The following is an 11,479-nucleotide window of genomic DNA, read 5'->3' as shown; positions in this document are numbered from 1 at the left end:
GTACTATATTTCTTTTTTAACAAGCATAAAATAATCATTGTCCAGAGATCGATATCCCTGGTCATACAGGAAATAGTAGGTATTTCCTGTTTTGGTCTGCAAGATATTGGTAAAGAATTCGAAATCAAAACCTTTATTGATCATTTTATCTCTCGTTGCTTTAGATTTTCCATCAGTATTTAACTCACACAAAATACGGTAATTTTTTCGTAATTTGTTGTTTACATTACGCATGAAATTAGTACTGTCTTTGTTTATTTTGTTGTTGTAGGCATTTCTACAGCTGTCTGAACAGAATTTTTTGTCTTCGCGGCCTACAATTTTTTCAGAACATTCAAGACATGTTTTCATGACTCAATCTTTTTAATTTCATATAAATCGGTACGGCGATCTTTTAAAATCCTTACACTTCCGTGTTCGTGGAGCTCTTTAAGTAGGTTCAAATCGACGTCAACCATCAGTGTCATCTCAGTATTTGGAGTCGCTTCGGCCTTTATACCATTACTAGGAAAAGCAAAATCCGACGGTGTAAACACAGATGCCTGCGCATATTGAATGTCCATATTGTTGACTTTTGGTAAATTTCCAACGCAACCTGCTATGGCTACATAACACTCATTTTCGATGGCACGCGCCTGCGAACAATGTTTTACACGAGTGTAAGCATTTTGAGTATCGGTTAAAAACGGAACAAATAGTATATTCATTCCTTCGTTGGCCAGAATTCTCGAAAGTTCCGGAAACTCAACATCGTAACAAATCAGGATTCCAATTTTACCACAATCTGTATCAAAAGTTTTAAAATGCGATCCGCCCTTCATTCCCCAATGCTGCACTTCGTTTGGTGTCACGTGAATTTTGGTATACATTTCTGATGTACCGTCTCTTTTGCATAAAAACCCCACATTGTATAAATTTCCATTATCTAAAAGCGGCATGCTTCCGGTAATAATATTTATGTTATAAGAAATGGCGAATTCCTGAAAGCGTTTTCTGATGGGATCAGAATATCGGGCAAGTTCTCGAATGGCTTCAGCTTCAGATAAATGATTGTAATCGGCCATTAAAGGCGCAATAAAAAGTTCCGGAAACAAAGCAAAATCAGCTCCGTAACCAGAAACTACGTCGATAAAAAATTCTGATTGTTCGAAAAACTCTTCCAGATTATTCAACTGACGCATTTGCCATTGTACCAATCCTAAACGAATAACGCTTTTTTCAAGATTGATTAGTTTTGGACTTTCATCGTAATAAACATTATTCCATTCTAAAAGAACAGCAAATTCTTTAGATTCTTCGTCGCCTTCCAAGTAGTTTTTGATAATTCTTAGAACGTGAAAATCATTACTCAACTGAAACGAAAGTACCGGATCATGTAATTCTTTATGTTTTACTTTATCGATGTACACTTTTGGGGTCATCTTTTTTGCATGTTGAGAATAGTTTGGAATTCTTCCTGCAAAAACAATGGCTTTTAAGTTTAATTGCTCGCAAAGTTCTTTACGCGCATCATATAAACGGCGGCCTAAACGTAAACCGCGATAATTAGGGTGGATAAAAACGTCTATACCGTACAAAATTTCTCCATCAGGATTATGAGTGGAGAACGTATAGTCGCCAATGATTTGTTTGTAATTGTGTCTTTTGTCTACCAATTTCTCATCGACAATTAGGGATAATGCTGATCCTACAACTATACCGTCAACAAGTATAACAAGTTGGCCTTCAGGAAATATTGAGAGTAATTTTTTGATATCGTTAGATCGCCAGTATGAATTCGCCATTTCTGGATACGATTCTACCATCGAATTTTTTAGCTGCTGATAGTCGTCGAATTCTAAATTTCGTAATTCGACTTTATTGATTTTTGTTTGCATTGTAGTATGATTTGTGTTAAATATACGGAAAAATATTTCCATTTACAAACGTTTACAAATAGTTACAACCGAATGTAATTAGTTGATAACCGATTATTTTTTTGAAGTCGCCGCATCTTTGCCATGTTGAATTTGATAAACGAATTCTTTATATACGAACATTTTAAATATTACACGCCATGAATGCAATGAAAAACAGAGTACAATTAATTGGTAACGCAGGAGGTGATCCGGAAGTTAGAACTTTAGACAATGGAAGAAAATTGGCCTATTTAACGATTGCTACACACGATAAATACACCAATGATAAAGGCGAAAAAGTCGAACAAACAGAATGGCATCGTGTAACAGCCTGGGGTAAAACGGCCGAAATTATCGAAAAGTATGTGGTAAAAGGTAAAGAAGTCGCGATTCAGGGAAAACTAACCCATAGAAGTTATGACAAAAACGGTGAGAAAAGATTTGTAACCGAAGTTATTGTAAACGAAATTTTGTTGCTTAGCAGATAACGTTTAGCCAAATTTGATATAACCCGACAGGTTTTTAAAACCTGTCGGGTTTAAAATTTTTATATTGTAATTATAAAACCGAAGCACCATTAATATCAGTTGAAAGTATTTCGCTCATATAGTCAAAAAATGGTCGCATGTTTTTGCAGGTTTCTAAAGCCTGTTCTAGAAAAAGCGGACTTAATACTTCGTCATCTGTAAAACGTTTAATAATCAGAAACTGTTTGTAGCGAAGCAAATCTATTGCTTCGTGATTTATATCGTAACCTTTTGGTGCTGTTTTAAGTTGTTCACCCTGTAAAGTGCCAAAAGTTTTTGCAAAGGTTTTCGATTGCAATATTTTCTTCATCGGTTGAGCATCGTGCGCAAATTCGCTTCTGATGCGTTTCATGTCTGCGGCATTTGGTCCCCAAAAACCACCGGCAAAAAAACTATTTCCTTTTTCAAGATGAAAATAATATCCACCACGTCTTGCGCTTGTGGCTCGTGTATAACTGCCTCCCCAAAAAGTTTTAAAAGGAGTTTTGTCTTTAGAAAAACGAATATCGCGATAAATTCTGTAGACACTTTTTTTGCCTGAAGAGGTTTCTAAAACATCCGTTTTAGATAATTCCTCCAGCAAAGCGCCTGCAAAGTTTTCGATATGACTGAGTTCTTTTAAGTATTGGGGCTTATTTTCTTCAAACCATGGCTTGTTATTGTTTTCTTTAAGTTGGGTCAAAAAATCAAGACTTGATTTGGGTATTATAATGTCGTGTTTCATAATTGAATATGGAGTATTATTAAAATCAAAAGCAAATGATACTTTAAAACTAAAAACCCACCAAATTGGGTGGGTTTTGTATGTATTTTGTTAGGCAGTTTTTTTGAATAAATCAAACATAGGACATCGTGAGCAGCGCTTTTTTTCGCTTTTTTTGTATTTCTCACAACAAGAGGATTTGCAGTTTTCCAACTTTTTAATCTTGTCAAGGATAGCTGCGTTTTTCTTTTTCTTCTTATCCTTTTTCTTGTCCTTATCTTTTTCTTTCTTGCCCAATTTTCCTCCGTATTTAAAAACAGAAGCAAATATAAAAGAAAATAGTTATTTTTAAGCGTTCTAAATAAACTTTAACTTTTTTTATTTAGGATTAATAGCGATAGAACTTGTAACCGTTAATTGCTGAATATCACGGTCGAACAAGTAAAGTCCGCCTTTGTCATCTCCAATTAAGTTGATTTTATCTAAGATAGATTTAGCTGTTGCTTCTTCCTCGATTTGTTCTGCTACATACCATTGTAAGAAATTATGTGTTGCATAATCTTTTTCTGAAAAAGTAATGTGTACCAATTCATTGATAGATTCTGAAACAAAAATTTCATGGTCATAAAGAGCTTCAAACATTTCTTTAAAAGTAGAATATGATGTTTTTGGCGCTTTAAGATCGGTAATCTGAGCGTGACCTCCGCGTTCGTTGATATACTTAACTAATTTAAGCATATGTGTACGCTCTTCATCTGATTGGGTATACATAAACTGTGCAATTCCCTCTAATCCGTGTACTTCAGCCCAACAAGCCATAGAAAGGTAAGTTTGCGAAGATTCTGCCTCTATGCGAATTTGCTTGTTTAAAGCTGCTTCAATATTTTTCGATAACATAATGATGACTTTTTTGTAAAGTTAGAAAAAAATAATCGATTCCTGTTTTTTTGAAACCCTGAAACACATGACATTTACGTTAATTTTCAATAATTTAAGGTTTATCAAACGGAAAAGATTTCGAAAAGGTTGCCTTGTCAATTATAGGATTTGTGGGTTCATTAGGAATAAATCCATCCGTAAATCTACGCATAATATATTGTTTGGCTGTAATGTCGTAATAGCCTAAAATATAGAAATCTTTAAATTTTAATACATTAGGCAAGGTTGCTTTTTTATTTTGATCCAGAAAATAGTTAATATTATCCATGGCAAGCGGTTGCTGCTGTATTAGTGTAAAATCGTATTGATTGTTTAAAGTAGTTTCGAAGAAAACACTTTCTGAATGAAAAGTTTGTGTGTAATTAAAGCTGTACATCTGATCATTAATGGCATAATACATTTGTTCCATTCGCGGATTTCCTCCTAAAGTAACCAGAATGTTTTGATTGTTTTTAAAAACAGATAAACCTACGTCCAGGTAAGAAAGACGTTGTAGAAATTTACTCGTTTTTTTTACTTCTTTCGGTTTCTCATTGTCTCTCTGTATTAGCAATGGCGAACTTTTAAAACGGATCGTATCATTTTTAGACACTTTAAAGCTTTTTAATGTTTCACCTGAATTAAAATCTTTTACATCAAACAAAAGTTCATCCTGAGTGGTGTTGATTTGATAGATTTTATCTTTGTAAAAAAAGGAATTGCTTAATTTTCTTTGATCCTGCGTTGCAGATTGAGGAAAAATCTTTTCGGTTAGATCATGATTTTCAAGATTAAGATCAAAAACCTGTGTTTTATTAGGATTATAATCTAATGTTAGAATAATATGGTTGTCTAACATATATGCTTTGGTCTTTTTTGAAGCCTTAGACAAAGTACTGTATTCGTCTGATTCTATTTTCTCAATTGGATTTTCTCGCAAAACCTGATTGAAAGTTAAGAATTGAGTCTTTCTGTTTTGGAAAGTAAACGGCGAAAAGTCATAGATTTTTTCTTCAACTATTCCGTTTTTAAAAGCATAAACTCCTAATGCAGGTTGAGAAGCATCTTGAGAAAGAATATAAAATAAATTGTTTTGCTGAAATGTTGTTATTATGCTTTGACTGGAGACAGGAAAATTAAAGCGTAAAACTTTATACGTTTTTCCTTCTAAGTAATATTTGATTACGTAAATGGTTTTCAGGTCTTCTGTTCCCCAATACAAAGTAGGATTTCCGTCTTCACTAAAGCTATATCCCACTATTGATTTGTCCTGAAGATCTGTACGCGGAATGCTGAATTCATCTTTTAAGAATAAAGCAGTGTTGTATTTTAATATCGTAATGTTTTCTGTATTTGTTGCAAAAACAAAAACATCATGCGTAATTGAATTTTCAACATTTAAAATCTGATTGCTCTCATCATATTTTTTCAGGTTTAATGGGTAAGAGTTCAATACCGTTTGTCCTAATAGTGAAGATTTGTAGAGTATCAGAAAGAAGAATAATAGTTTTTTCATGTGTTTTTTAGCGACAATAATCATTCCAAATTTATCTCTTTATTTTGTAGATCACAATGCTTAATTCATGAAAAATAGTTCAGCTTAAGGTTTAGTATTTTGCCGCAATTTGTATTTGTTTACAGAAGCCAATTTTTACCAATAATATTTGCATGATATCTTGCTTAAAGGTATAAAAAAAGTCCTAAAGAATATTTTCTTTAGGACTTGATTTTTTATGTGGTTAAAGATTATTTTACTTTAAAAGTAACTCTTCTTGCCAATCTTCTTGCTTCTTCAGAATCTTTTTGGATTGATGTGTCAGCACCAGCGGCAACAACATTTAATCTTGAAGATGCGATTCCAGCTTTTTCAAATATAGTTTTAACGTTAGTTGCTCTTGTATTTGATAATTTTTCATTGTACTCAGATCTTCCTACTTGATCAGCATAACCAATGATATCTAAAGATGCTGATGGGTTTTTTCTTAAATAAGTTAAAACAACATCAATTGCAGCAGTAGAGTTTTCGATTGGAGTTGATTTGTTGAAATCAAAATAAACGCTGTAATATTTATCGTTTATCATTTCTTTCATAACATCTTTGTTTTCAACAACGGTGTTGGTAACAGGTTTTTCTACGATAACTTGTTTTGACGGAATGTTTTTTATCTGAGCTTCAAGTTCAGCAAGTTTGTTGTCATAAGCTGTAAGATCAACATTTTCAGAAAGTACAGTCCAGTCAGCATGTTTAGTGTTTTTACCTAAATAAACAGTTACACCAACAGTTCCGTTAAACACAAGTCCAGAAAGTCCTCTTGAGTTTGTAAGACCAGCTCCGTCAAAAGTATTGTCTTGAAAAGCATTAACGATAGTAGTAACATCACCTGTTAAAGCCAAACGGTTTGATAATCTAATTTGACCTGTAAAACCTGCAATGAAGTTACCCATTCTGTCTTTTACATGTAAATCATCGTTTTCTAATTGAGCAACACCAATACCGGCATGACCTAATAAACCGATAGTGTTAGTCCATGTTTCAAAATTCATGATTCTTCCTAAGTTTGCTACCCCTTGTAAATCAACTCTGTAATATTTAGAGTCAAAAGTATTAGAATTACCATGATCTGTGAAACTGTTGTATCCGAAATCAGCTTTCAAACCAAACTTGTTGTTCATCATATATCTTACACCTAAATCAGCAGTAAAAGGGCTAACTCTTGCAGTGTAATAATTGTCAGACATTGGACGTTGCGGTTTGTTGAAACCACCAGCTAATTCAATCGACCATTTATTATAGTCATTTGAGGTATTTTCAGTTTGTGCGTGTAGGCTAGTGAAACCTAGCGAAAACGCTAGAATAATTACAATTTTTTTCATTATTATTTGAGATTTTAAATTTTCCCCAAACAAACAATTTATTGTAAGAATTACTTTCCAATATAAGTTTTTATAACAACAGAATAAGGTTAAATATTACTTGTCATTATTCATTAACCCCTGAAAACAGTCAACAAATTGGCCCATATGCAAACCATCCATCAAAGCATGATGAACGTGAACTGACATGGCAATAGTTCTTTTTCCGGTTTCTGAAGTGATCATTTTTCCAAAGGAAATTTTAGGACAACTATCTGGAAACGTGTAACTGCGTGCATGCGAAAGTGAAGTAAAATTCAACCACGGAATTGCAGAGAAATGTATCAGATTATCATCATCAAATGATCTTGTAAATAATCCGGTTGTGTTTTGAATGCGCTCGATTTCTGCTAAAGCATTTTGTTCGAATATTTTAAAGTCCGGATTATATTCGATTAATGAAAAACCGAAAGTACCGTCTTCACGCCCAATTGTTGCTGATGCATCAACCCGATCGTTAATGTAAATCTGGTCATCGGCAATTCGATATTTAAAATTCTCGATTGAGTTTACGGCAACCAATGTTTTGTGTAAATAATAAATGAAGAAAGAAGCTTTAAGGCTTTTGGCAGTTTGATAGGCTTTGGTACAATCAATTTCTACAGTTGCGCCAAAAAAAGGCTCTTCCATTTGTCTGAAATGCTGGAAATGTTCCTTTCTGTTCCAGTTTTCTAAATCTAATAGTGTTTTCATTATGATAAGTTCTGAAGTACTTCAGTAATTTTTTCGAACGAACTAAAATGTTCGTGTTCTACTTTATGACTAATTTTTTCGTGTTCCCAAGTGGTATGAAACGGAATATGAACGGCATAGCCTCCAAGACCTAAAACCGGTAAAACATCAGATTTTAATGAATTTCCGATCATTAGAAATTCGTGCGCCTGAATGTCTAAACGGCCTAATAGTTTTTCATAATCAATTTCTTGTTTGTCTGACATTACTTCTATATGATGAAAATAATGACCTAAACCAGAACGATGTAATTTGCTGTGCTGGTCTTTTAGATCGCCTTTTGTAGCAACAACCAATTTGTATTTTCCGTGTAAAGCTTGTAAAGTTTCTTCGACTCCATCCAGAAGTTCGATTGGTTTTTCAAGTAATTCTTTTCCGTACTGAATGATTTTTGCGATGGCCTCAATCGGAATTGTATTGTTCGAAATGTTCATCGCAGCTTCAATCATAGAAAGTATATAACCTTTAATTCCGTAACCGTATAAAGGTAAATTGGCAATTTCGATTTTAAATAATTCCTGCGAAATTCCCTGATGCGAAAGATAATCTTCCATCAAAGCGCAAAATTTATGTTCGGTTTCTTCAAAGTAAGGTTCGTTGACAAACAAAGTATCATCGGCATCAAATGCGATTACTTTTAAATTGGGTATTTTGTTTTTATGTAACATGTGTTTTTTTGTTTCAAGTTTGTTTTGTTTCAGGTTTTTTTGCCACAGATTAAAGGATTACAGTGATTTAAAAAAATCCTCTTAATCTGCGTGGAGCTTTTTTCGCCACGAATTTCACGAATTGGCACTAATTTTTTTACCACAGATTAAATGATTATAATGATTTTAAAAAAATCTGCTCAATCTGCCCAATCTGCGAGAGAACCTTTCCATCACGAATTTCACGAATTAGCACTAATTTTTTTTGCCACAGATTAAAGGATTACAATGATTTAAAAATAATCTGCTCAATCTGCCTAATCTACGTGGAGCTTTCCGCCACGAATTTCACGAATTGGCACTAATTTTTTTTGCCACAGATTAAAGGATTACAATGATTTTAAAAATAATCTGCTCAATCTGCCTAATCTACGTGAAGCTTTTTCGCCACGAATTTCACGAATTAGCACTAATTTTTTTGCGACAGATTAAAAGATTACAATGATTTAAAAAAAATCTGCTCAATCTGCGAGAGAACTTTGCCGCAACAAATTAAAAATAAATCTGCGTTAATCCGTTTAAACCCGCATCATCCGCGTGCCATTTCTCAACCTTATCCCTTACTAAACAGTTTCTTCAAAGAGATTGTCTTATCATAAAACGTAATTCTGATTCCGAATAGCAAAATGATTCCGCCAAAAACCATTTGTAAAGTTATTTGTTCTTCTAAAAACAACCAAGCTAATATCGATGTAATTACTGCCTGACTCAATAAACTTAACGAAACTCTGGTAGCGCGCATATGTTGTGTGGCATAACTAATCGAAAGCCAGGCACACAACTGACACATTACCGCCTGAAGAACTAATACAAACCAACCCGTATCTGAGAATCCGGTAAAGGGTTCGTCTAATGCGTAGCAAAGAATTCCTAAATAAATACTTGAGGCGATCAGATTGATAGTCATAAACGATAAAACATCAACATGAGAAAGTACATTTTTACTCACCAAAAGATAAATTGAATATAGAATTCCCGATAAAACGGCAAACAAAAAAGCCTGATTAAAATTCAACTCCAGAAAAAAGCTAAAACCAACTAAAGTGATCATCCCGAATAAGGAAACTACTGTTCCAATCCAGAAATTAGTGGTTGGTTTTGATTTCAAAAAGAAAAAAGAACCAATCCCTACCCAAACCGGAGAAAGATTGGTTAGTAAAGAAGCCTGAGTGGCGCTTGAATCCTGAATAGCAATATTCCAAACCGTTACATCAGAAGCAAATAAAAGACCACAAAGAGCCGCTAACAAGATGTATTTAGTCTTTGGAAGTTTGAAGTTTCCGGTAATAAGCACATAAGGCAAAAGTAGAGCCAGAGCAATAGCCATGCGATAAAAAGCCGAGATCAATCCTGACGTCAGTTTGAGTTTAACCAATATTGGGAAAATCGAAATACAAAGTATTCCGCAGATTAAGGCTAATCTTGGTTTGGTAATTTTCATTTTAATGCGTTTCGAACTTACTGAGGTAAATCTTGTAAGTGTATTTTAATTCTTTTTTAAAGCAAAATTGCGTGAAGCAAAGTTCACGCAATTTATATAATATACAAAATAAGCAGATTGTTATTCTTCTTTTTCTACTACTTCAATTGTTGGAGGAACTTCCGGAGCATCTTCTCCTTTTAAGTAAGACGGTAAATTAAGACCGGCCATATTGAATAAATCATTCAATGGGGGAACTGTTTTCATCATTCCTGAAACAAAGTTTGCTGTTGATGAATTCCCGTTATCGCCCTGACCATTACCAGAATCCCAAACTGTAATTTTATCAATTTTGATGTTTTTAACAGCTTCAACCTGAGTTTTAACCAATTCAGGAAGTTTTTCTAATAATAATAATTGGAAAGCTTTACTTGGGTCGCCACCAGCCGCAGCCACAACTTCTTTGTAACCTTCGGCTTGTTTTGTTAATATTTCAAGAAGACCTTTTGCTTCTGCTTCCATTTTTGCAAAAATCGCATCAGCTTCTCCTTTAGCATTTTCTCTTATGGTTTCGGCAGCAGCCTGAGCTTCGATAATGGCTCTTTGTTTCGCAATTTCGGCAGGAATTACAATGTTGGCAATTTGCGTAGAACGTTCTCTTTCAGAACGGGCTAACTCGGCTTTTTGCTCAGCAACATACGATTCTTCTAATGCTTTTGCTTGTTGTACTTTCTCTGCTGTTATTGCTATACGCAACGATTCTGCTTCTTTTTCTCTACGTAAAGCTTCAGAATTTGCAATCGCAATCTTCGCCTCATTTTCTCCCTGAATAGCAATGGCATTTGCCTCAGAAGTTTTTACCCTTGTATCTCTTGCAGCTTCTGCTTTTCCAATTGTTTCATCTTTAGAGGCAGTTGCAATACTAATTTCTCTGTCTTTTTGAGTAATAGCGATTTTTACGTCTCGGTCTCTGTGCGTTTCAGCAATTTGAGTATCTTTTTCTCTATCGGCAAGAGCTTTACCGGTTTCCCCAATTTTTTCCTGTTCAGCAACGCTAATTTTTGCTTCGTTGATTGCTTTCGCAGCAGCTTCTTTTCCTAAAGCTTCGATATATCCAGACTCGTCTTTAATATCGGTAACGTTTACGTTGATTAGTTTTAAACCAATTTTCTTTAATTCGCTGTCAACATTTTTCGAAATATTATCCAAAAATTTATCACGGTCAGAATTGATTTCTTCGATAGTCATCGTAGCAATTACCAAACGCAATTGTCCGAATAGAATATCTTTTGCAAGTTCCTGAATTTGTTCTGATGATAAACCTAAAAGTCTTTCAGCCGCCGTATTCATGCTGTCTGATTCTGTAGAAATAGCGATTGTAAATCGACACGGAACATCGACTCTAATGTTTTGTCTACTTAATGCATTTGTTAAGTTAGCCTCGATCGAAAGCGGTTTTAAATCTAAAAAAGCATAATCCTGAATTACCGGCCAGATAAAAGCACCACCTCCGTGCACACATTTTGCTGATGTGCCACCGGTACGCCCGTAAATGACTAAGATTTTATCAGAAGGACAACGTTTGTACCTTGATATTAATGCCGAAATTGTTACGAATAAAACGATTGCCGCAACTGCAATTAAAATAATTGGATTCATGC

General features: G+C 34.3%; 11 protein-coding genes. 1 reads left to right on the top strand and 10 read right to left on the bottom strand.

Annotated features, from left to right (window positions below):
• Positions 1-3: 3 nt before the first annotated feature.
• Together L0669_RS04570 and L0669_RS04565 are read right to left on the bottom strand one after the other, a co-directional pair.
• On the bottom strand, positions 4-351 hold the full coding sequence (locus tag L0669_RS04570; protein ID WP_065451907.1) for a hypothetical protein: 348 nt from the start codon (positions 349-351) through the stop codon (positions 4-6).
• Positions 348-1,877 (bottom strand): carbon-nitrogen hydrolase family protein, encoded by a 1,530-nt coding sequence (locus L0669_RS04565; RefSeq protein WP_263761662.1) that lies wholly within the window; start codon positions 1,875-1,877, stop codon positions 348-350. Before L0669_RS04565 ends, L0669_RS04570 begins: the two co-directional genes overlap by 4 nt.
• A gap of 179 nt (positions 1,878-2,056) precedes the next feature.
• Here L0669_RS04565 and L0669_RS04560 point away from each other — a divergent pair, with 179 nt between their 5' ends.
• Positions 2,057-2,386 carry a single-stranded DNA-binding protein gene (locus tag L0669_RS04560; protein ID WP_263761660.1) on the top strand — a complete coding sequence of 110 codons (330 nt, stop codon included), beginning with the start codon at positions 2,057-2,059 and terminating at the stop codon, positions 2,384-2,386.
• Positions 2,387-2,456: 70 nt separating this feature from the next.
• Here L0669_RS04560 and L0669_RS04555 read toward each other — a convergent pair whose 3' ends face one another.
• The 8 genes from L0669_RS04555 to L0669_RS04515 all read right to left on the bottom strand — a co-directional run bounded on the left by L0669_RS04555 (position 2,457) and on the right by L0669_RS04515 (position 11,477).
• Positions 2,457-3,149: a DUF2461 domain-containing protein gene (locus tag L0669_RS04555; protein WP_263761658.1), complete on the bottom strand. Its 693-nt coding sequence runs from the start codon at positions 3,147-3,149 to the stop codon at positions 2,457-2,459.
• 357 nt (positions 3,150-3,506) lie between these two features.
• Positions 3,507-4,025, bottom strand: coding sequence for a ferritin (locus L0669_RS04545; RefSeq protein ID WP_173969434.1), 519 nt, complete (start codon positions 4,023-4,025; stop codon positions 3,507-3,509).
• A gap of 94 nt (positions 4,026-4,119) precedes the next feature.
• Positions 4,120-5,562, bottom strand: coding sequence for a hypothetical protein (locus L0669_RS04540; RefSeq protein WP_263761656.1), 1,443 nt, complete (start codon positions 5,560-5,562; stop codon positions 4,120-4,122).
• A gap of 230 nt (positions 5,563-5,792) precedes the next feature.
• Positions 5,793-6,920 (bottom strand): OmpA family protein, encoded by a 1,128-nt coding sequence (locus L0669_RS04535; RefSeq protein ID WP_263761655.1) that lies wholly within the window; start codon positions 6,918-6,920, stop codon positions 5,793-5,795.
• 96 nt (positions 6,921-7,016) lie between these two features.
• Complete coding sequence (locus L0669_RS04530) at positions 7,017-7,652, bottom strand: chloramphenicol acetyltransferase (RefSeq protein ID WP_173969431.1); 636 nt, start codon at positions 7,650-7,652, stop codon at positions 7,017-7,019.
• The gene (locus L0669_RS04525) at positions 7,652-8,359 is read right to left on the bottom strand and encodes an HAD family hydrolase (protein ID WP_173969430.1); all 708 of its coding nucleotides are present in this window, start codon (positions 8,357-8,359) and stop codon (positions 7,652-7,654) included. Before L0669_RS04525 ends, L0669_RS04530 begins: the two co-directional genes overlap by 1 nt.
• A 592-nt stretch (positions 8,360-8,951) precedes the next feature.
• Positions 8,952-9,839 (bottom strand): DMT family transporter, encoded by an 888-nt coding sequence (locus tag L0669_RS04520; protein ID WP_263761653.1) that lies wholly within the window; start codon positions 9,837-9,839, stop codon positions 8,952-8,954.
• 120 nt (positions 9,840-9,959) lie between these two features.
• On the bottom strand, positions 9,960-11,477 hold the full coding sequence (locus L0669_RS04515) for a flotillin family protein (RefSeq protein WP_263761651.1): 1,518 nt from the start codon (positions 11,475-11,477) through the stop codon (positions 9,960-9,962).
• Positions 11,478-11,479 lie beyond the last annotated feature (2 nt).

Source organism: Flavobacterium bizetiae (genome assembly GCF_024271895.1).
Lineage (GTDB): Bacteria > Bacteroidota > Bacteroidia > Flavobacteriales > Flavobacteriaceae > Flavobacterium > Flavobacterium bizetiae.
This window is presented reverse-complemented; position numbering and strand designations above follow the sequence as displayed.